This is a genomic window from Streptomyces griseoflavus, from assembly GCF_014649995.1.
Taxonomy (GTDB): domain Bacteria; phylum Actinomycetota; class Actinomycetes; order Streptomycetales; family Streptomycetaceae; genus Streptomyces; species Streptomyces griseoflavus.
Genome location: NZ_BMUC01000004.1, coordinates 193,985 through 215,179, shown reverse-complemented (window position 1 = coordinate 215,179; position 21,195 = coordinate 193,985). Strand labels below are relative to the sequence as shown.

The 21,195-nt window shown below is 71.4% G+C and carries 20 protein-coding genes; 14 read left to right on the top strand and 6 right to left on the bottom strand.

The features are described from left to right. Nucleotides 1-119 precede the first annotated feature (119 nt). Nucleotides 120-1,076 (top strand): NAD(+) diphosphatase, encoded by a 957-nt coding sequence (gene nudC, locus IE172_RS11925; RefSeq protein ID WP_190097141.1) that lies wholly within the window; start codon nt 120-122, stop codon nt 1,074-1,076. Between the two features lie 64 nt (nt 1,077-1,140). Here nudC and IE172_RS11920 read toward each other — a convergent pair whose 3' ends face one another. Then, nucleotides 1,141-1,383: a mycoredoxin gene (locus IE172_RS11920; RefSeq protein WP_005312266.1), complete on the bottom strand. Its 243-nt coding sequence runs from the start codon at nt 1,381-1,383 to the stop codon at nt 1,141-1,143. Nucleotides 1,384-1,503: 120 nt separating this feature from the next. On the opposite strand from IE172_RS11920, the gene IE172_RS11915 reads away from it, so the two are divergent. From IE172_RS11915 to IE172_RS11900, 4 genes are all read left to right on the top strand, one after another. Next, complete coding sequence (locus IE172_RS11915) at nt 1,504-3,798, top strand: ATP-dependent DNA helicase UvrD2 (RefSeq protein WP_438817011.1); 2,295 nt, start codon at nt 1,504-1,506, stop codon at nt 3,796-3,798. Between the two features lie 162 nt (nt 3,799-3,960). Then, a complete protein-coding gene (locus IE172_RS11910; protein WP_190097139.1) occupies nt 3,961-4,275 on the top strand; it encodes a hypothetical protein in 315 nt (104 codons plus the stop codon). 170 nt (nt 4,276-4,445) lie between these two features. Continuing rightward, on the top strand, nt 4,446-4,814 hold the full coding sequence (locus IE172_RS11905; RefSeq protein WP_189559311.1) for a WhiB family transcriptional regulator: 369 nt from the start codon (nt 4,446-4,448) through the stop codon (nt 4,812-4,814). Continuing rightward, nucleotides 4,811-5,134 (top strand): putative WhiB-interacting protein, encoded by a 324-nt coding sequence (locus IE172_RS11900; RefSeq protein WP_190097138.1) that lies wholly within the window; start codon nt 4,811-4,813, stop codon nt 5,132-5,134. The genes IE172_RS11905 and IE172_RS11900 overlap by 4 nt, the downstream gene beginning before the upstream one ends. Before the next feature lie 151 nt (nt 5,135-5,285). Here the strand turns inward: IE172_RS11900 and IE172_RS11895 are convergent, their stop codons facing one another. Together IE172_RS11895 and IE172_RS11890 are read right to left on the bottom strand one after the other, a co-directional pair. Further along, complete coding sequence (locus IE172_RS11895; RefSeq protein ID WP_190097137.1) at nt 5,286-6,653, bottom strand: ABC1 kinase family protein; 1,368 nt, start codon at nt 6,651-6,653, stop codon at nt 5,286-5,288. Next, nucleotides 6,646-7,893 (bottom strand): ThiF family adenylyltransferase, encoded by a 1,248-nt coding sequence (locus tag IE172_RS11890; protein WP_190097136.1) that lies wholly within the window; start codon nt 7,891-7,893, stop codon nt 6,646-6,648. Before IE172_RS11890 ends, IE172_RS11895 begins: the two co-directional genes overlap by 8 nt. 214 nt (nt 7,894-8,107) lie before the next feature. Between IE172_RS11890 and IE172_RS11885 the strand changes: the two genes are divergently transcribed. The 4 genes from IE172_RS11885 to IE172_RS11870 all read left to right on the top strand — a co-directional run bounded on the left by IE172_RS11885 (nt 8,108) and on the right by IE172_RS11870 (nt 11,999). Next, nucleotides 8,108-8,704, top strand: coding sequence for a M48 metallopeptidase family protein (locus tag IE172_RS11885; protein ID WP_190097135.1), 597 nt, complete (start codon nt 8,108-8,110; stop codon nt 8,702-8,704). Between the two features lie 137 nt (nt 8,705-8,841). Then, on the top strand, nt 8,842-10,533 hold the full coding sequence (locus IE172_RS11880; protein ID WP_190097134.1) for a TerD family protein: 1,692 nt from the start codon (nt 8,842-8,844) through the stop codon (nt 10,531-10,533). Between the two features lie 12 nt (nt 10,534-10,545). Further along, entirely contained in the window at nt 10,546-11,226 is a 681-nt protein-coding gene (locus IE172_RS11875) for an AIM24 family protein (RefSeq protein ID WP_190097133.1), read from the top strand. Nucleotides 11,227-11,243: 17 nt separating this feature from the next. Then, nucleotides 11,244-11,999: an AIM24 family protein gene (locus IE172_RS11870; RefSeq protein ID WP_190097132.1), complete on the top strand. Its 756-nt coding sequence runs from the start codon at nt 11,244-11,246 to the stop codon at nt 11,997-11,999. A gap of 50 nt (nt 12,000-12,049) precedes the next feature. Here the strand turns inward: IE172_RS11870 and IE172_RS11865 are convergent, their stop codons facing one another. After that, complete coding sequence (locus IE172_RS11865) at nt 12,050-12,577, bottom strand: NUDIX hydrolase (protein ID WP_190097131.1); 528 nt, start codon at nt 12,575-12,577, stop codon at nt 12,050-12,052. Then, complete coding sequence (locus IE172_RS11860) at nt 12,574-14,022, bottom strand: zinc-dependent metalloprotease (protein ID WP_190097130.1); 1,449 nt, start codon at nt 14,020-14,022, stop codon at nt 12,574-12,576. The genes IE172_RS11865 and IE172_RS11860 overlap by 4 nt, the downstream gene beginning before the upstream one ends. Before the next feature lie 192 nt (nt 14,023-14,214). Between IE172_RS11860 and IE172_RS11855 the strand changes: the two genes are divergently transcribed. From IE172_RS11855 to IE172_RS11840, 4 genes are all read left to right on the top strand, one after another. After that, a complete protein-coding gene (locus tag IE172_RS11855) occupies nt 14,215-15,378 on the top strand; it encodes an SDR family oxidoreductase (RefSeq protein WP_190097129.1) in 1,164 nt (387 codons plus the stop codon). Between the two features lie 97 nt (nt 15,379-15,475). Then, nucleotides 15,476-15,934: a molybdenum cofactor biosynthesis protein MoaE gene (locus IE172_RS11850; protein WP_190097128.1), complete on the top strand. Its 459-nt coding sequence runs from the start codon at nt 15,476-15,478 to the stop codon at nt 15,932-15,934. A 187-nt stretch (nt 15,935-16,121) separates the two neighbouring features. Next, nucleotides 16,122-16,286: a hypothetical protein gene (locus IE172_RS11845; protein WP_190097127.1), complete on the top strand. Its 165-nt coding sequence runs from the start codon at nt 16,122-16,124 to the stop codon at nt 16,284-16,286. Between the two features lie 110 nt (nt 16,287-16,396). Beyond that, on the top strand, nt 16,397-17,491 hold the full coding sequence (locus IE172_RS11840) for a YlbL family protein (protein ID WP_190097126.1): 1,095 nt from the start codon (nt 16,397-16,399) through the stop codon (nt 17,489-17,491). 10 nt (nt 17,492-17,501) lie between these two features. Here IE172_RS11840 and IE172_RS11835 read toward each other — a convergent pair whose 3' ends face one another. After that, complete coding sequence (locus IE172_RS11835) at nt 17,502-18,044, bottom strand: PPA1309 family protein (RefSeq protein WP_268253468.1); 543 nt, start codon at nt 18,042-18,044, stop codon at nt 17,502-17,504. A 165-nt stretch (nt 18,045-18,209) separates the two neighbouring features. On the opposite strand from IE172_RS11835, the gene IE172_RS11830 reads away from it, so the two are divergent. After that, entirely contained in the window at nt 18,210-21,140 is a 2,931-nt protein-coding gene (locus tag IE172_RS11830) for a UPF0182 family membrane protein (protein ID WP_229885981.1), read from the top strand. Nucleotides 21,141-21,195 lie beyond the last annotated feature (55 nt).

Genomic DNA, 21,195 nt, shown 5'->3' with positions numbered 1-21,195 from the left:
ACACGGCGCACCCGCGGGACGCACGGAACCGGCCCGCCACCACGCCGTACCGGACCCGGCCCCTCCCGCCGCACACCCCGCCGAACCGCCCGCCGACCCAATCCGTTTCACCGGGGGAGATGGAAGCACCCGTGACCACCTGGACCGACCACACCGCCGACCGCCCCGTCTCGCTCACCGCCCCGAGCGGCATCGACCGCGCCGCCCACCACCGGCTCGACGAAGCATGGCTCGCGGCGGCGTGGAGCCACCCCTCCACCCGCTGCTTCGTGGTCTCCGGCGGCCAGGTCCTCATCGACGAGACGGCGGACGGCCGCACCGAACTCGTCATGACCCCGACCTTCGAGGCCCCGCTCACCGAAGCCCACCGCTACTTCCTCGGCACCGACCAGGACGGCGTCAGCTACTTCGCCCTCCAGAAGGACTCCCTGCCCGGCCGCATGGACGACTCCGCCCGCCCGGCCGGCCTGCGCGAGGCGGGCCTGCTGCTGTCCCCCCGCCAGGCGGGCCTCATGGTGCACGCGGTCGCCCTGGAGAACTGGCAGCGGCTGCACCGCTTCTGCTCCCGCTGCGGCGAGCGCACCGTCATCGCCGCCGCCGGCCACATCCGCCGCTGCCCGGCCTGCGGTGCCGAGCACTACCCGCGCACCGACCCCGCGGTGATCATGGCCGTGGTCGACGACCGCGACCGCATCCTCCTCGGCCGCCAGGTCCACTGGCCCGAGGGCCGCTTCTCCACGCTCGCCGGCTTCGTCGAGCCCGGCGAGTCCATCGAGCAGTCGGTGCGCCGCGAGGTCCACGAGGAGGTCGGCATCGACGTCGGCGAGGTCGAGTACGTCGCCAGCCAGCCCTGGCCCTTCCCCTCGAGCCTCATGCTGGGCTTCACCGCCCGCGCCACCACGACCGACATCGACGTCGACGGCGACGAGATCCACGAGGCCCGCTGGTTCTCCCGCGACGAACTCGGCGCCGCGTTCGCCTCCGGCGAGGTGCTCCCGCCCTACGGCATCTCCATCGCGGCCCGCCTCATCGAGCGCTGGTACGGCAAGGACCTGCCGACCCGCAGCGCCTTCTGACCCGGCACACGACGAAGCGGGGCGGCCTCCCGGAGGAGACCGCCCCGCTTCGTACGTCGACCGCTCAGACGCCGACCTTCTGCTTCACCTGGGCCAGCGACGGATTCGTGAGCGTCGAGCCGTCGGGGAAGAGAACGGTCGGAACCGTCTGGTTCCCGCCGTTCGCCTTCTCCACGAACGCCGCCGACTCGGGGTCCTGCTCGATGTTGATCTCGGTGTACGCGATGCCCTCGCGGTCCATCTGGCTCTTCAGCCGACGGCAGTAGCCGCACCACGTGGTGCTGTACATCGTCACAGTGCCCTGCATGCCTCTCGCGCTCCTTCGGCGGCTCGGGGAAGTCCTCGTCGTCGATGGCAACGTACTTGAAAGCGCCGGCATTCCCACCGGGCGGTGCGCCGCCCGCCGGCCCGGGAGCGGCGGGCCGGCGTGACGCCCGCCGCATTCGTACGACTGCGAGGCCCTCCCTGTGGACAACCGGCTCACCTGTCCCGCGCGACCTGGCAGCATGGCTGTGTGACAGCAGCAACGCACTCCACCCTCTTCCCGCAGGCACCGGACTCGGCCGACGCGGTGCTCGAAGGGCTCGACCCCGAGCAGCGGGCCGTGGCCACCGCACTGCACGGGCCGGTGTGCGTGCTGGCCGGCGCGGGCACCGGCAAGACCCGGGCGATCACCCACCGCATCGCCTACGGGGTGCGTGCCGGGATCCTCCAGCCCTCCAGCGTGCTCGCCGTCACCTTCACCAACCGGGCCGCCGGAGAGATGCGCGGCCGGCTGCGCCAGCTCGGTGCCACCGGGGTCCAGGCCCGCACCTTCCACTCCGCGGCGCTGCGCCAGCTCCAGTACTTCTGGCCGAAAGCCATCGGTGGTTCCCTGCCCCGGCTCGTCGACCGCAAGATCCAGCTCGTCGCCGACGCGGCCGCCGCCTGCCGCATCCGGCTCGACCGGGGAGAGCTGCGCGACGTCACCGCGGAGATCGAGTGGTCCAAGGTCACCCAGACCGTCCCGGCGGACTACGCGGCCGCCGCGGCGAAGGCCGGCCGGGAGACCCCCCGCGACCCGTCCGAGGTCGCCCAGCTCTACTCGGCCTACGAGGAGCTCAAGCGCGACCGTGCCGTCATCGACTTCGAGGACGTGCTGCTGCTGACCGTCGCCGTCCTGCAGGACCGGCACGACATCGCCGACCAGGTCCGCGCCCAGTACCAGCACTTCGTCGTCGACGAGTACCAGGACGTCAGCCCGCTCCAGCAGCGCCTGCTCGAACTGTGGCTCGGCGAGCGGGACGACCTGTGCGTGGTCGGCGACGCCAGTCAGACGATCTACTCGTTCACGGGAGCAACCCCCGACCATCTGCTCGACTTCAGGACCCGGCACCCCGGCGCCACCGTCGTCAAGCTCGTCCGCGACTACCGGTCGACCCCCCAGGTCGTCCGGCTGGCGAACGGACTCCTCGCCCAGGCCCGCGGCCGTGCCGCCGACCACCGGCTGGAACTGATCTCGCAGCGCGCCGCGGGGACGGAGCCGGTCTTCACCGAGTACGCCGACGAACCCGCGGAGGCCGAGGGCGCCGCGCGCCGCATCCGCGAGCTGATCGACGGGGGCGTCCCGGCGAGCGAGATCGCCGTCCTGTTCCGGACGAACTCCCAGTCCGAGACGTACGAGCAGGCCCTCGCCGACGCGGGGGTGCCCTACCAGCTGCGAGGCGCCGAGCGGTTCTTCGACCGTCCCGAGGTGCGCAAAGCGATCCACTCCCTGCGTGCCGCGGCCCGGTTCGGGCGCAACGACGCGCTCCTCGACGACGCCCCCGACCTGCCGTCCCAGGTGCGCGCCGTGCTCTCGGGCGAGGGCTGGACGACGCAGCCGCCGGCCGGATCGGGCGCGGTCCGCGAGCGCTGGGAGTCCCTGGCCGCGCTGGCGCACCTGGCCCAGGACTTCGCCGCCGCCTGGGACGGCGTCACCCTCGCCGACCTCGTCTCCGAACTCGACGAGCGGGCGAGTGCCCAGCACGCCCCGACCGTGCAGGGCGTCACGCTCGCCTCGCTGCACTCGGCCAAGGGGCTGGAATGGGACGTCGTCTTCCTGGTCGGTGTCGCCGAGGGCATGATGCCGATCACCTACGCAAAGACGGACGAGCAGATCGAGGAGGAGCGCCGCCTCCTCTATGTCGGGGTGACCCGTGCCCGTGAGCGTCTGCACCTCTCCTGGGCGCTCTCCCGTGCGCCGGGCGGCCGGCCCGGCCGGCGTTCCAGCCGTTTCCTCGACGGACTGCGCCCGGGAGGGCGGGCGGCCGGCGGGCGCGGCGGTCCGGCCGGTCCGGGGGGAGTGGAGCGGGGCAGCTTCGGCGCCGCGTCGGGCCCGGCCGCGCCGCGCCCGCGGCGGGGACAGCGCAGCCCCGCCCGCTGCCGGGTCTGCGGCCGCACGCTGACCGACGCGGGCGAGATGAAGCTGATGCGCTGCGAGGACTGCCCCTCCGACATGGACGAGGGCCTGTACGAGCGGCTGCGCGAGTGGCGCGCCGACCAGGCGCGGCGCAGCGGACAGCCGGCCTTCTGCGTCTTCACCGACAAGACGCTGATCGCCATCGCGGAGACGGCCCCCGACGACGAGCACGATCTGGCCCGCATCCCCGGGGTCGGGATGCGCAAGCTGGGGCGCTACGGAGCCGATGTCCTGTCCATCTGCGCAGGCCGTGAGACAGCCGGGGAGCGCGATCCGGACTGATGCGAACTCGTCGAGAAAATAGTTTGCGCATGCCCCAGCGAGCCCCATAGGTTCTTAGGCACGGGGACGGCGGCCTTCTCCAAGGCCCTGATCCCGTGTTCTACTTGCATATCCGCGGACTGGTTCGTCCAGTCCCTGAGACGCCGAGAGGAGGCGAGTCCAGTGATCAGCATCAACACCAGCTCCATCGTCAAACTGACCGATCGCTCGGCTGTCTCCCTGTGCATTCTCGGCGCCTCGAACCAGGGCACCGGTCTGTCCGGCATGCGTGCCGCTCGCCTGGTGTCCTCTCCCGCTCCCGCGGCCTTCGCCGTCCGTGAGCGCGATGAGCGACCGACCGAGGCACCGGAAGCAGTAGTGGCACAGGCGCAGGCCTATGCCTTTGCGGCGACCGGTGCCGGATTCCGGAAGCAGACGACGCAGCACCACCTGATGTGGGCCTTCCGTGGGCCAGAACCCTGGAGTGATCCAGCCTGATTCGATCAGGCCGGCGCCTTCAGGGCCGCGGAACCCCAACCGGGATCCGCGGCCCTTCTGTTTGCCCCGAACGGGGAGCAGGGCGAAGCGCCTCGGGACAAGAAAAGAACCCGGTACCAAGCCGCCACCCGGCCGACCGGCCGGAAACGACCAGACGAGGAAGACGAACCGTGCAACTCGAAGCGCACGCCCCGTCCGTACCGCCTTCCGACACGATCCCCAAGTACGGCTCCACGGAGGACCCGACCTTGACTCCGCTCACCGCGCTCACCGCGCTCGACGACGCCATCGAGAACCTGGGCGTACCCGTCCCGTGCCGCTCCTACGACCCGGAGGTCTTCTTCGCCGAGTCGCCCGCGGACGTCGAGTACGCCAAGTCCCTGTGCCGCACCTGCCCGCTGGTCGAGGCCTGCCTCGCCGGCGCCAAGGAGCGGCGCGAGCCCTGGGGCGTCTGGGGTGGCGAGCTGTTCGTCCAGGGAGTTGTCGTCGCCCGGAAGCGGCCGCGTGGCCGCCCGCGCAAGAACCCGGTCACAGCATGAACACCCCGGGAACGATCGACCGCCCCCTCACGCACGACCCCCAGAAGCAGGCCCCGATGATGCCGTCCGCCCACGAGCCCGCAGGCTCCGCGACCGAAGACTTCACCACCAGTGGTGCGAACGACTCGCGCCAGAACAGGACCCGAGAGATGCAACTCATCCCAGAAGCCATGGCCCGTGCGCGAATGCACGAGCGACTGCACGAGGCGCAACGGGAGCGCCAGGCCGTGCGCCTGGTGACCGCGCGCCGGATGCAGCGCCGGGCGGAGCGCGCCTCCCGGCGCGCCCGCCGCGCGCTCGCGATGGCGGTCATGCAGTAACCGATCCACCAGCAACCGCCTCACAAGAAGCGGCGGCCCCCCGCGAGGGGGCCCGGCTCTTCCGCCGGGGGCCGGCCCGTGTCGACGGACCGGCCCCCGCGGTGCGTTGAGCCGTGCACGCCGTGCACGACGGCGCCGTCCCCCGCGCCGGTCACGCCTCCGCGGCCGGTGCCTCCTCCTCGGGCTCCTCGGGGACGAACATCGGCAGCCATTCCTCCAGCTCGTCCCGCAGCCGCACCGTCGCTCCGAGCTGGCAGAGCACACCGATCGTGCTCAGCGTCACCCGGTGGATCAGCAGGTAGGCCGGGGGCAGGTTGAGCTGCTTGGCCAGCTGGTAGGCGGGGGAGCGGGGGTCGGCTATCCGGGCGGCCTGGCTGCGCATCCAGCCGCGGGTGAAGGTGAACTCGTCGGCCCGGGCCGGTTCGATGATCGGCAGCAGGTAGTCGAGGACCGCGTCGGGGTCCAGCTCGATCGACTCCCTGACGAAGCCCTCCGCGCAGAGCATCTCGTAGACCGCTTCCGCCTCGCCGTCCAGCGTCATGCGCAGCGCCTCGCCGATGGGGGAGGGCAGTCCGCCGGGGAGCCGGTCGACGGTGCCGAAGTCCAGTACGCCCAGGCGCCAGTCGTCCTCCCCGTCCGGCCCTCCGGGCAGCAGACGGAAGTTGCCCGGATGCGGGTCCGCGTGCAGCAGGCGGGTGCGGGCGGGGCCGGAGAACAGGAAACGGGCCAGGAGCTGGCCGGCCCGGTCGCGCTGCGCCGCGGTGCCGTCGGAGATGATCTCCGACAGCGGGATGCCGTCCATCCACTCGGTGATCAGGACCTGCTCGCACTGGTGGACCACGTCCGGCACGACGACATCGGGGTCGCCGGCGAACTCCTCGGCGTGGGCCCGCTGGGCCTGGGCCTCCAGGCCGTAGTCCAGCTCCTCCGACACACGGTCCTTGAGCTCGGTGATCAGCGGCTTGACGTCCATGCCGGGAATGAGCGGACCCAGCAGACGGGCGAAGCGGCTCAGCTGGTTCAGGTCCGACAGCAGGGCCTCGCCGGCGCCCGGGTACTGCACCTTGACCGCCACCTCGCGGCCGTCGTGCCACACCGCCCGGTGCACCTGGCCGATCGACGCGGCCGCGGCCGGCTTGTCCTGGAACTCCAGGAACAGCTCCTGCCAGTCCTCGCCGAGCCGCTCCCCGAGCACCCGGTGAACGGTGCCGGTCGGCATCGGCGGGGCCGCTTCCTGGAGCTTCGTCAGTGCCGCGCGGTAGGGGCCGGCGACCTCCTCCGGCAGGGCCGACTCGAAGACCGACAGGGCCTGGCCGAACTTCATCGCTCCGCCCTTGAGCTCGCCGAGCACCTTGAACAGCTGCTCGGCGGTGCGCTGCTGGAGCTCGCGGCCGACGATCTCCGCGGACTCGCCCACGATCCGCTTGCCGAGACCCCAGGTCGCCCGCCCGGCGAAGCCGAGCGGGAGCGCGGCCAGCTTCGCGGTCCGGGTGACCGCCTTCCGGGGAAGATCAGACATGCGCCCTCCAAGTACCTGCCGGCCGCTCCGCGTCCGCCTGACGGCGACACTGGTCCGGCGGCCCTTGCACGGCCATTGTCGCGCGGGACCCCCCGCCGCCGGTGGTGTGTTCTCGCTTACCTTCGTCCGGGCCGCTCGTCTCCTCCCGCGGACCCCTTCCGGCCGCTCCGCAGGGGCAGGCGGCGTGGGGCCACACCGACCGGGCGTGCCAGTGCAGGCCGGGCAGGGACACCTCCCAGCGGGCGCCGGCCGTGGAGGGGACCCGGCCGTCCAGGAAGGCGAGCGCGTGGGCGGCCGCCAGCCCCGCCACCGTCGTGGCGAGTGTCACATCACAGGCGCCGGTCCGGCGCCGGTGGCCGGAGCGCCACTGGGCGACCAGCCGGGGCCACGTCGGGTCCCGGTCGACGCGGTCCTGCTGCAGGCAGCCGGCGCAGCTCGTCTCACCGGGCAGCACCAGCGGACCGGCGACACCGGTCGCCTCCACCACCCCGGCGTAGAGATGGGGCGTGCCGGAGTCGAGGAGGGTCTGGGCGGCCGCCGGGTCGGGCGCGTGCACGGCGACGTCGTCCCGCGGGGCGAGGACCACCAGGGAGTAACCCGGGTCGCCCTCCTCGAGGGGTGACCGGGCGGTCCGGCGCGGCGGCCGGTCCGGTGCCGCCCGCCGCACCGCCCGGCGGGCCGCCTCCTCCCGGCGCTCGCCGACGGACTCGGGGGGCAGCCCGCCCGGCGAGACGTCCCACGGCTCGACCCGGCCCACGTCACGCACCAGCACCTCACCCACCCCGGCCCCCGACAGCAGCGCAGCGACCGCCGCGCCCACCCGGCCCGCGCCCCTCACCTGCACCCGCATGCCGCGACGCGCCGCCATCCGGCGGAGCGGATCGCCGGGCTCGGAGGTGGTCAGGCTGAGGGAGGCCAGGTCCGGTCGGAGCCGCTCGATCACCTCCGGCTTGCCGCGCAGGGCCTCGCCGGCCGGTCCGCCGCCCCGGGAGTCGTCCAGCAGCCCGGCCCGGGACAGCCGCCGCACCAGCCGGTCGGTATGACCCTCGGGCAGGTCTATGCGCCGCGCCTCCTCGCGCAGGAGCTCCAGACCGCGGGTGCCGTCGAGCAGGTCGAGGAAGCTGCCCGTGGCCGTGTCCACCGGGCCCACCGTCAGGGCGTGCGCCGGTGTCATCCCGAACTGCACGGTGTTGAGGTCGCGCCAGCCGCGCCTGAGCGCGGGTTTCACCATCGGATGCATGACAGGCCCCCGTACGTCCGGCTTCGATCCGTGGGTGGCCGGGTCCGTCCGTGGTCCGGCCACGCGTCACAGCATGCCGGGACGTGCCGGAGGGCGCCGAAAGTTGTCCACAGGCACCGCATTTCATCGTACAAATCCGGCGCCCGGTGAGGGGATCGCCACGGAAGCGTCCCGGAGTCAAGACTTCCCCGTGTGCAGCGGGTAACGTCGGGGCGTGCCCGCCGACCCACTGCACAGCGCCGGAACGTCACAGCGCAGCACGACGAGCCAGCCGACGAACGGCTCCAGGGCGAGCGCGATCGAGGTCCGCAGGAGCGCCCGTCGACGCAGGACGGTCTCCGCGTACCGCGAGGGCGATCGCACCGTCGTGCTCATCCCCGCCCGGATGTCCGAGGCGGAGGAGCAGCGCTGGGTGAACGTCATGCTCGACAAGCTGGCCGCCCAGGAGAGCCGGCGCACGCTCGACGACTCGGATCTGGCCGAGCGCGCCCGGCGGCTGTCGGACCAGTACTTCGACGGACGGGCCAGGCCCGCCTCCGTGCGCTGGGTGACCAACCAGAACACCCGCTGGGGCTCGTGCACCCCCTCCGAGGGCAGCATCCGCCTGTCCCACCGGCTGCAGGGCATGCCCGAGTACGTCGTCGACTACGTGCTCTGCCACGAACTGGCCCATCTGCTGGTACCCGGACACGGCCCCCGGTTCTGGCGGCTGCTGGAGGCGTACCCGAGGACCGAGCGGGCCCGCGGTTATCTCGAGGGCGTGGTCGCGGCCGAGCGGCTGCCGCACCTCCCGGGCGCCCGCGGCACGTGAGCGCCCGCCCGGAGTGAGCGCGCCGTAGGCCCCCGTACGCGTTGTGTACCGGGTCTGTACCGACTTCATCCGGTGTCGGTGTTTGCCGTTAGCCTGGCGCGACGCACTCACATTCGGGATGGGGGACGGTCGTACGTATGGTCAGGGAATTCCAGCGCGGCCACAAGGCCAGGATCAGTGATCTGACCGCGGGCACGGATCTGTACGTGGGCGTGCAGATCTCCGGTCCGGGGCTGAGCTTCGACATCAGCTGCTTCGGTCTCGACGCCGACGAGCGGCTCTCGGACGACCGGTACTTCATCTTCTACAACCAGCCGAAGTCCCCCGAGGAGTCCGTTCAGCTCCTGGGCGCCCAGGCGGGCGACACCGAGTCCTTCCGCGTGACGCTGGACCGCATCCCGCAGCAGATCAGGAAGCTGTCCTTCACCGCGACGATCGACGGCGCCGGGCAGATGTCGCAGGTCGGCCCCGGTTACATCCGAATCGTCGCGGGCGGCGAGGAAGTGGCCCGGTACCCCTTCGGCGGCTCGGAGTTCTCCACCGAGCGGGCCGTGATGCTCGGCGACTTCTACTTCAAGGACGTGTGGCGGTTCGCCGCGGTCGGACAGGGCTTCGACGGCGGGCTCGACGCGCTGCTGAGGAACTTCGGCGGTGAGGTGGCCGAGGACGAGCCGGCCGCCCCGCAGCAGCCGGGGGCCGGTGCCGCCGCGCCCGGTTTCGCACCGCCTGCCCAGGCCGCCGCGCCTCCCGCGTTCGGTGTTCCCGGCGGGGGCGCGCCCGTCCCGCCGCCCCCGGCACCGGCCCCCCAGCCCGCCGCCCAGGGCTTCGCGCCGCCTGCGGGCGCCACCCCGCCGCCGGCCCCCGCGCCCTCCGTGCCGCCGGTGCACTCCGCGCCGACGATCGTCGCGCCCCTGCACACCCCGCCCGGTGGCTCCACGGTGCCGCCCCCCGCCCCGGCCCCGGCTCCGTTCGGCCAGCAGCCGCCGCCGTACGGCCAGAGCGCCCCGCCGCCCCCGGGTTACGGGCAGCCCCCCGCACCGCAGGCACCCCCGCCGCCCGGCTACGGCGGCGCGCCGACGCCCCCTCCCGGCTACGGACATCAGCCCCCTCCCGGCCAGGTGCCCCACCAGCAGGCCCCCTACGGCGCCCCGCAGGCGGCACCGCAGAGCCCCGGCGTGCTCGGCGCGCTCCAGCAGTACAAGGAGACGCCCACCGGGCAGCGGTGGACGCAGCAGAACAAGAAGCTCGTCCGCGCGGACCTCGGCATCGGCGGGCAGCCCGTGCTGGCCCGGCAGGGCAGCATGGTGCTCTACCAGGGCAAGGTCGACTTCAGCTACAAGGGCGCCGGTTTCTCCGGCCGCATCGTGGGCAACGCCACCGGCCAGGAGATGCAGCTGATGCGCTGCACCGGCCAGGGTCAGGTGTTCTTCGCCGAGGACTCCACGATGCTGCACCCCATCGAGCTCCAGGGCGACGCCGTGTGCGTCTCCGCGGAGAACGTCCTCGCCTTCGACGAGGGTCTCCAGTACGAGGTCCGCCGCATCGAGGGCCACGGCATCCCCGGCGGCGCCCTGTTCACGATGCAGTTCCAGGGCACCGGCACGATCGTCGTGAAGACCCACGGCACGCCCGTGGTCCTCCCGGTCACACCGACCACCTTCGCCGACTGCAACGCCGTGGTCGCCTGGTCGGCCGCCTCCCAGGTGGTCGTCTCCAGTCAGGTGCGGATGCGGCGCAACTCCTACCCCGGCGACACCGGGGAGAGCGTGAACCTGCAGTTCCGGGGCGCACCCGGCAACTTCATCGTCGTCCAGCCGTACGAGATCTAAGGGGAGCCCGTCATGAACCAGCCACTCGCGGGCTTCGCCCCCGCACCCGTCACCGCCCGCATGGAGAACCACGGCAACCACATGCTGAAGGTCGCCATGCAGACCGGCAACGACCTCCTCGCACGCGTGGGCTCGATGGTCGCCTACGAAGGATTCGTCCAGTACGAGCCGAACCCGCCGGCCGTGCGCCAGATCGCCAAGGACTGGATGACCGGCGAGGGCGCGCCCCTGATGAAGTGCTCCGGCGACGGCCTGCTGTACCTCGCCGACTACGGCGCCAACGTCGTCGTGATCAACCTCAACGGCGACGGCATCTCCGTGAACGCCACCAACCTGCTCGCCTTCGACGCCCACCTCACCTGGGGTGTGGAGCGGGTCAAGGGCCTGGCGAAGTTCGCCGGACAGGGGCTGTGGAACACCAGGATCTCCGGGCAGGGCTGGGTCGCGCTGACCTCGCGCGGCAAGCCGATCGTCGTCGACTGCGGTGGCGGCGACGACGAGACGTACGTCGACCCGGACGCCCTGGTCGCCTGGTCCCCGAACCTCAAGGTGAAGGGCAAGCGCAGCTTCCGCGCCCAGTCGCTGATCGGCCGCGGCAGCGGCGAGGCCTACCAGATGGCCTTCTCCGGTCAGGGCATCGTCGTCGTCCAGCCCAGTGAGGACAGCACCGACCGTCTCCGGGTCCGGGGCTGAGGGGGAGCAACCACATCATGCAGAGCCCGCTTTTCGCCTTCAACGACCAGCAGACCCAGGAGCGCTGGAGCCTGCAGAACCAGCAGATGCTCCGCGTCGCCCTGGAGGGTCACGACGACGTCCTCGCCCGCAAGGGCAGCATGGTCGCCTACCAGGGACTCATGGAGTTCGACGCCGAGTTCCAGAGCAGCGGCGCCTCACGCACGCGTGCGCGCACCGGTGAGGGCCTCGACCTGATGCGCTGCCACGGCCAGGGCACGGTCTACCTCGCCAACCTCGCCCAGCGCATCCACATCATGGACGTGGACCACGACGGGCTGACGGTCGACAGCAGCTACGTGCTGGCCATGGACTCCTCGCTGCACCACGAGGTCATCGCCGTGGACAGCCTGTACGGCATCTCCGGCTCGGGGAAGTACCAGCTCAACATCACCGGCAACGGCAAGGTCGCGCTGATGACCTCGGGGATGCCGCTCCTCATGCAGGTGACGCCGGACAAGTACGTCAACTGCGACGCCGACGCCATCGTCGCCTGGTCCACCTCGCTGCGGGTGCAGATGCAGGCGCAGACCCACTCCTCGGGAGTGTGGCGGCGCCGCGGCAGCACGGGTGAGGGCTGGGAGCTCAGCTTCATGGGCAGCGGTTTCGCGCTCGTCCAGCCCAGCGAGCTGCTGCCGCCGCAGAACGCCCAGATCGGCTCGGGCCTCGCCGCCCAGTACGGCATGGGGCAGCAGGGCGCCCGCGGCCAGAACCAGGGCAACGTCTGGAGCTGACCGGCACACGTGAGGGGGCGGCCGCCCAGGCGGCCGCCCCCTCACGCGTGTCAGACGCCCAGCCTCGACCGGGTCGCCTCCAGCAGACGCAGGACCGACGCGTCGGCCACGTCCGCGATCTTGTCGTAGGGGAACCAGCGCAGGTCGAGGGACTCGTCGCTGATCGCGTGCGCCGCGCCCGGCGCGGCCACGGCCGCGTACTGGACGTCGAAGTGCCAGTGGCAGGGCGCCGGGATGGGATGCCGGTCCAGGCGCACGGGACCGCCCGCCAGGAGCGTGAGGTCCGCAATGCCGGACTCCTCCGTGGCCTCCCGCAGGGCCGCCCGGGCGAGCGAGGCGTCCTGGGGCTCGCAGTGGCCGCCCATCTGGAGCCACATCCGCAGCTTCCGGTGCAGGGTGAGCAGCACCCGGCCGCGCTCCGGGTCGACCACCAGGGCGCTCGCGGTGACGTGGCCCGCGTGGCAGGCCTTCCACATGCCGTCCGGATGCGCGGCGAGGTGGTCCAGGTAGGCCTGGCGCAGCTCCGGCTGGTCCTCGTACCCCTTGAGGACGAGGACCGCGTCGTCGTACAGGCTCACTCGGCGCCGTCGCCCTTGCTGTCGTCGCCGCTCTCGCCGCCGCCCTCGTCCTTCTTCCCGAGGTCGGGCTTGTCGGCGGCCTCGCCGAGCATCTTGTCCCACTCGGAGAAGTCGATCTGCTCGCGGTGCACGAACCCGTCCGGGTCGTCCAGGTCGGTGGCCGTCGGCAGCATGTCCGGGTGCGCCCACAGGGCGTCCCGGCCGTCGACTCCGCGCGCGTCGGTGAGCGACGCCCACAGCCGCGAGGCGTCGCGCAGCCGGCGCGGACGCAGTTCCAGACCGATCAGCGTGGCGAACGTCTGCTCGGCGGGACCGCCCGAGGCGCGACGGCGTCGCAGGGTCTCGCGCAGCGCGTCGGCCGAGGACAGCCTCGGCTTGGCGGCAGCGTGCACCACCGCGTCGACCCAGCCCTCGACGAGCGCCAGCGCCGTCTCCAGACGGGCCAGGGCCGCCTTCTGCTCGGGCGTGTCCTCCGGCTGGAACATGCCCTGCTGGAGTGCTTCCTGGAGCTGCTCGGGATTCTGCGGATCGAACTGGCCGACCACGTCCTCCAGCTTGCCGGTGTCGACCTTGATCCCGCGCGCGTACCCGTCGACCGCGCCGAACAGGTGCGAGCGCAGCCACGGCACGTGCGCGAACAGACGCTGGTGGGCGGCCTCGCGCAGGGCGAGATACAGCCGCACCTCCTCCTGCGGGACGCCCAGGTCCTTGCCGAAGGCCTCGACGTTCAGCGGCAGCAGCGCGGCCCGGCGGGCGGGGCCCAGCGGCAGGCCGATGTCGGACGAACCGACGACCTCACCGGCGAGCACGCCGACGGCCTGCCCGATCTGGGTACCGAACATGGCGCCGCCCATGGAGCGCATCATGCCGATCAGCGGGCCGGCCATGGCCTGCATCTCCTCCGGCAGGACGTCGCCCATCGCGTTGCCGACGCGCTCGGCTACCGGGTCGACCAGCTCGCGCCAGGCCGGCAGGGTGGCCTCGACCCACTCCGCGCGGCTCCAGGCCACGGCGGAGTTGGCGCCGGACGGCAGCGAGGTGGCGTCGTCCAGCCACAGGTCGGCCAGCCGGACGGCCTCCTCCACGGCCTTGCGGTCCGCGGGACCGACGCTCGCGTCCTTCGAGCCGCCGGCGGTGCCCTGGGACACCGTCTGGCGGGCGATCTGCTTGGCCATGTCCCAGTTCACCGGCCCGCCCTCGTAGGAGAGCATCTGGCCCAGCTGCTGGAACGCGGCCCCCAGGTCGCCCGGGTTCAGCGACCCGAACATCGCGGCGAACGGATTGTCCGCGCCCGGGCCGCCCAAGCCTCCGGCTCCGGACATGCCGAAACCGAACGGGTTGGCCGGGCCCTGACCACCGCCGCTCTGCGGGTCCTTCTTCTTGCCCTCGTCGCCGTCGTCCGGCTCCTCCGGCGGAAGGCCGAATCCGAATGGGGTGTCACTCACGGGATTCCTCGGCTTGTAGGGCCACCGGTTCTTTCCGGCGGCACGGCTGCCCGACAACACCACCCAGCGTAGACACCTGAAGCGGTTCGGGCCTCGGTGCTTCGCCGACACAACGCCTGCGGCAGGATGGATGCCACCTGGTACGTACGCGTCGCTTGCGCTCGTACTGAAGACAACCGCTGGAGACGCCCGGTGAGTTCCCCAGATCCGCAGGTTCGCGCAGCGCGAAACGAGTCGGCGCGCCCGTCACCCGACCACCGACCCTCGACGGCCGCCCACGGCGCCGACCGGACGACCGCGCCGCGCGGGCCCGTCGTCGCCGTCACCGGAGCCGCGTCCGGCGTCGGCGCGCTGCTCACCGCGCGGCTCGCCGCGTCGGAGGAGATCAAGCAGGTCGTCGCGATCGACGAGCGGCGCGGCGAGTGCGACGAGGCGCTGTGGCACATCCTGGACGTACGGGACCCGGCCATCGCGGACAAGCTGCGCGGTGCCGACGTGGTGGTCCACCTGGCCCTCGACCTCGATCTGGAGTCCGACGCGGCCGCCCGGACGGCCTACAACGTACGGGGCACCCAGACCGTGCTCACCGCGGCCGCCGCGGCCGGAGTGCACCGGGTCGTGCTGTGCACCTCGACGATGGTCTACGGGGCGCTGCCGGACAACGGGCTCCCGCTGTCCGAGGACGCGGAACTGCGCGCCACGGCGGAGGCCACCGGCGTCGGTGACCTGCTGGAGATCGAGCGGCTGGCCCGCCGGGCCCCCCGCGCCCATCCCGGGCTCAATGTCACCGTGGTGCGCCCCGCGGTGCTGGTCGGAGGCACCGACACCGCGCTGACCAGGTACTTCGAGTCGCCGAGGCTGCTGGTGGTGGCGGGATCACGGCCCGCCTGGCAGTTCTGCCACGTCGACGACCTGTGCAGCGCCCTGGAGTACACCGTGCTGGAGAAGGTCGAGGGCGAACTGGCCGTCGGCTGCGACGGCTGGCTGGAGCAGGAGGAGGTCGAGGAGCTCAGCGGGATCCGTCGGATGGAGCTGCCGTCGGCGGTCGCGCTCGGCGCGGCGGCCCGGCTGCACCGGATCGGACTCACCCCCTCCCCGGCCGGTGACCTGGCGTACACGATGTATCCGTGGGTGGTCAGCGGGAGCAGGCTGCACGACGCCGGGTGGCGGCCCGCGCACACCAACGAGGAGGTGCTCGCGGAGCTGCTCGACGAGGTGTCGGGCAGGCACACGGTCGCCGGCCGGCGGCTGGGCCGCAAGGACGCCACGGCCGCGGGCGCGGCGGGCGCCACGGTGGCCCTGCTGGGCGCGGCGGCGGTGGTGCGCCGGGCCAGGAAGACGCGGCGGCGCATCTGACCGCCGGGGGACGGGCCGGCCTCCGGCGGAGGTGCGGGCGGGTGCGGGGCGGCGGCTTCCGTTCCCCGCCCCCGTCCCGGTGGGGCACGATGGTGGCATGGCATCCACGCACGATCATCCGGGTGAGCAGGCGGCACAGGACGCGATCAGGCTGATCGCGATCCGGGACACGCCGCTGTCGGTGGACGAGGTCCTCCGGGCCGTCGGGGACGACGCGGCCGGTGGGACGGCGCTCTTCGTGGGCACCGTGCGCAACCACGACGGCGGTGCGGACGTCGACGCGCTCGGCTATTCGTGTCACCCCAGTGCCGAGGACGAGATGCGGCGGATCGCCGAGAAGGTCGTCGCCGAGTACCCCGTGCGCGCGCTCGCCGCCGTCCACCGTGTGGGGGATCTCCGGGTCGGCGACCTCGCCGTGGTCGTCGGCGTGTCGTGCCCGCACCGGGGGGAGGCCTTCGAGGCCTGCCGGAAACTGATCGACGACCTCAAGCACGAGGTGCCGATCTGGAAGCACCAGACGTTCTCCGACGGCACCGAGGAATGGGTCGGCGCGTAGCGGCGTCGTTGACGGGTAGGAGGACGGGTCGGCGCGTGGCGCGGCGTCGTCGAGGGGCGGTGGCCGGGCCGTCGTCGCAGGCAGGGCCTCCGGTTGCGTAACCCCACCCCTGAGGTGAGCGTTGTCACTGCGGATGGTTAATCTGCTCATCAGTCAGTTGCGGACGCTCATGGGTTGGGAGGTCGGCATGGGGGCTCTCGCCTGGTTGCTGATTCCGCTTGTGGCCGCGATCGGAGCCGGACTGTGGGGCAGTTGGGCCAACAGAACCCGCAAGGTGCGGAGCGACGGGCCCGAACTCATCGGTTACGCCCGGTTCCGTGAGGCCATGGAGAAGCCGCGCTCGGACCGCTGAGAGCAGGAACGCGGCGGTTCGCGGCGGTTCGCGGCGCACAGCAGGGTCAGGGCCGCCCGTCCGGGCGGCCCTGACGGTGCGCTGACAGGCCCGTCCCGTACTGTCGAGACATGCCACGCCGCACCGCGACGATGCTCGCCTCCACCCTGATGCTGATCGCGTTGCTGTGCGTGGGAGTCTTCATCCCCGTGCCCTACTCGGAGATGTCGCCGGGGCCGACGGTGAACACGCTGGGCGAGCACGACGGGGAGCCGGTGCTGAACATCGCGGGCCGCAAGACGTACCCGGCGGACGGTCACCTCAACATGACCACGGTGCGCGTCACCGGCGCCGACTACCGGATGAACCTCGTCGAGGCCGTGTACGGATGGCTCGCGCACGACAGCAAGGTCGTGCCGCACGAGACCCTCTACCCCGACGGCAAGACGGAGGAGGAGTCCACCCAGGAGAACGCCGAGGAGTTCAGCCAGTCCCAGGAGAGCGCCAAGGTCGCGGCCCTGGAGGCGCTGGACATCCCGGTGAGCTCATGGGTGATCGTCGCCACGGTGGTCAAGGGCTCACCGGCCGAGGGCAAGCTGCACGCGGGCGACGTGATCAAGGCCGTCGACGGCACGGCCGTGAAGGAGCCCGCCGACGTCGCCGAGCTGGTGACCGAGCACAAGCCCGGCGAGGACGTCGTCTTCACGATCGTCCCCGCCAAGGAGCAGGCCGCCGCGGAGAAGGAGAAGCGGGAGCCGGCGAAGATCGAGAAGGTCACCATCACCACCGCGACCTCCGACGACGCCGGCGAGAAGCGCGCCATCGTCGGCATCTCCGCCGGGACCGACCACACCTTCCCGTTCAGCATCGACATCAAGCTCGCCGACGTGGGCGGTCCCAGCGCCGGCCTGATGTTCGCGCTCGGCATCTACGACAAGCTCACCCCGGGCGACCTGACCGGCGGCGCGTTCGTCGCCGGGACCGGCACGATCGACGACGACGGCAAGGTCGGGCCGATCGGCGGGATCGAGATGAAGACGGTCGGCGCGCGGGACAAGGGCGCCGAGTACTTCCTCACGCCCGCCGACAACTGCGCGTCCGCGGCCAGGGACACCCCCGAGGGCCTCACCCTGGTGAAGGTGAGCACCATCGACGACGCCCTGGGCGCGCTGGAGGACATCCGTTCCGGCGACACCGCCGGCCTGCCGAAGTGCACGGTGTCCTGACCGGACGGGCCTACTCCGCGAACGTCGCCGTCAGCGCCTCCGCCAGACCCGGCACCAGGTCGGAGCCGGTGAGGACCTCCGTGGGGGAGTCCTTCTCGCGCAGCCGCAGCGCGGACTCGCGGGCGCCGTCGCGCAGCACCGCGACCGTCATCCGGACCTCCTGACGCTCGGGGTGCTGTGCCACCCACTTGGTCAGCGCGGCCTCGCCGAGGTCCTTGGGGACCTGGGCCTCCGCCGACGGGGGCAGCATCATCCGCTCCACGGTCAGGGCGCAGCCGGCCACCGCCTCGGGCCAGGCGATGGTGCCCAGGAACTCGTCGAGCGGCTTGCCCGCCGGAATTTTGTCCTGCTCGATCGGGGTGTAGGCGGTGGTCTCCTGTTCGCCGTCGGGGCCGAGACGGCCCGCGAGCGAGGGCTGCTCGGCCCGCAGCCGGGCGGTGTCGACGAGGGCGAACAGGCGTGCGGGCTGGTCCCAGCCGAGTCCGGAGGCGTACTCGTCGATCTCGAGAACGGCCCGGGTGAGCGGGTTCGCGGCCATGGGTGTGTTGGACATGGTCACAATCCTCTCTCGTTCCTTGCCGGAATCGGGAACCGAGTAAAGCGTAGGTAAGTTGCATAGGTGTGGGCCCTCGATCACGGGGGGCCCACACATGGTCCGTGGAACCGCGGGCCTGACGAATCAACAGCGATTTTCGAGGTGCCTACCTTGGCTTTCCAGATGCCGGACCGCGGCGGAGGCCCGACGGGGCCACGGATCAGAGTGGGCCGCCCGTCCCGGCGGGTCCGGACCCTGCTGATGACACTGGGCGTCCTGGCCGTCCTCGGCATGGTGTTCACCATGTTCGCGGGCTTCTGGACGGACTGGCTGTGGTATCGCTCGGTCGATTATTCCTCCGTCTTCACGACGACCCTGTGGACCAAGATCGGGCTGTTCTTCGTCTTCGGTCTGCTGATGGCCCTGGCGGTCGGTTTCAACATCTGGCTGGCCCACCGCATGCGGCCGCCGTTGAGCGCCATGTCGATGGAGCAGCAGAACCTCGACCGGTACCGCATGGGCATCGCCCCGTACAAGAAGTGGCTGCTGCTCGGCATCACCGCGCTGGTCGGTCTGATCGCCGGCGCCTCGGCGTCGAGCCAGTGGCGGACGTGGCTGATGTGGGTCAACGGCGTGGCGTTCGGCCAGAAGGACCCGCAGTTCAACCTCGACGTCTCCTTCTACGCCTTCGACCTGCCGTGGTACCGCTTCATGCTGGGCTTCGGCTTCGCCGCCACGATCCTGGCGCTGATCGCCGCCGCGCTCACCCACTACCTGTACGGCGGGCTGCGCATCACCAGCCCGGGCGCGCGTGCCACGGCGGCGGCCACCGGGCACCTGTCGGTGCTCCTCGGCGTGTTCGTCACGCTGAAGGCCGTCGCGTACTGGCTCGACCGGTACGGACTGGCGGTGAAGTCCAGCGACTTCAAGGCCACCGACAGCTGGACGGGCCTGAGGTACGTCGACGCGAACGCCTACCTGCCGGCCAAGACGATCCTGTTCTGCATCGCCGTGATCTGCGCGCTGCTGTTCTTCGCCACCCTGTGGCGGCGCACCTGGCAGCTGCCCGTGATCGGTTTCGGCCTGATGGTACTGTCGGCGATCCTGATCGGCGGCCTGTACCCGGCGATCGTGCAGAAGTTCCAGGTCCAGCCGAACGAGCAGGCCAAGGAAGCGCCGTACGTCGAGAAGAACCTCAAGGCCACGCGTGAGGCCTACGGGATCAACGACTCGCAGGTCACCGAGTACCCGGGCACGGCCCAGACCGAGGACGCGACCAAGCTGCGCAAGGACGTCGCCGACGCGGCGAGCATCCGCATCATGGACCCGAACATCGTCTCGCCGACCTTCCAGCAGCTCCAGCAGATCAGGAACTACTACGCGTTCCCGACCAACCTGGACGTCGACCGGTACATGATCGACGGCAAGGAGCAGGACACGGTCATCGGTCTGCGCGAGCTGAACTACAACGGCATCCCGAAGCGGAACTGGATCAACGACCACTTCCGCTACACCCACGGGTACGGTGTCGTCGCCGCGGAGGGCACCACCGCCGACTCCGGCGGCCGTCCGGCGTTCACCGAGTCCGACCTGCCCTCCAAGGGCGAGCTGGGCGAGTACGAGCAGCGCGTCTACTACGGCGAGCGGACGACGACGTACTCGATCGTCGGCGGTCCCCAGAAGGAGATCGACTACTCCGACGACAGCGGCGAGAAGACGTACAGCTACAAGGGCGACAGCGGCGTCAACCTCGCCAACCCGGTCAACCGGGCCGCGTACGCCGTCGCGTTCGGCGAGCCGCAGATCCTGTACTCCGGCGCGATCGGTGACGGGTCGCGGATCCTGTACAACCGCACGCCCAAGGAGCGCGTCGAGGCGATCGCCCCGTGGCTGACCATCGACGGCGACGCCTACCCGGCGGTCGTGGACGGCCGGATCCAGTGGATCGTCGACGCCTACACGACGACCAACGGCTATCCGTACGCCTCGCGGACGACCCTCGGTGACACCACGGCCGACTCGCTGACCGCCACCAACGACCAGCGCGCGGTGGTGGCCCAGCAGAACCAGGTCAACTACATCCGCAACTCGGTGAAGGCGACCGTCGACGCGTACAGCGGCGAGGTCAAGCTCTACCAGTGGGACACCAAGGACCCCGTCCTCAAGACGTGGATGAAGGCCTTCCCGGGCACGGTCGAGCCGAAGAGCGAGATCTCGGGCGATCTGATGGCCCACCTGCGCTACCCGCAGGACCTGTTCAAGGTGCAGCGCGAGCTGCTGACCCGCTACCACGTGAAGGACGCCAACACGTTCCTCTCCGGCAGCGAGGTGTGGCAGGTGCCGGACGACCCGACGAACAAGACCGGCGACGCGGTGCCGCCGTACTACCTGAGCATGAGGATGCCGGACCAGCAGGAACAGGTCTTCTCGCTCACCACGACGTTCACTCCCAACGGGCGCGACAACCTCAGCGCCTTCATGGCGGTGAACGCCGACCCCGGCACCGAGGACTACGGAAAGATCAGAGTCCTCAAGCTGCCGACCAGTACGACGGTCTCCGGACCGAAGCAGGTCCAGAGCCAGTTCAACTCCCAGCAGGACATCGCCGAGACGATCAGGCTGCTGAGGGGCGGGGACTCGGAGGTCGAGTACGGCAACCTCCTGACCGTCCCGCTCGACGGGGGACTGCTCTACGTGGAGCCGGTCTACGTACGCGGTGGCGGGCTGAAGTACCCGCTGCTGCGGAAGGTGCTGGTGACCTACGGCGGTCAGACCGCGTTCGAGGACACCCTCGAACAGGCTTTGGACAAGGTCTTCGGCGGAGAGGGCACGCCCGTCGAGCCGCCACCGGGCGAGGACGAGGGAACGGGTGAGGACGAGGGCACCACGCCACCGCCCAGCACCGAGGCGCCCTCGGTCCAGAAGGCTCTGGACGACGCCCAGAAGGCCTTCGACGCCGGCCAGGAAGCCCTGAAGAAGAACGACTGGGAGGCCTACGGCAAGGCGCAGAAGGACCTGGAGGCCGCGCTCCGCAAGGCCGAGGAGGCCCAGTCGGCCGAAGGGGGCGGCGGCGCGCAGAGCAGTCCCAGCGCCACCGCGAGTCCCAGCGGTTAGCGAGCGGGCTGGTCAGAGGCCCACCCCGCGCCGTGCTACGGTTGCAGCACAACGG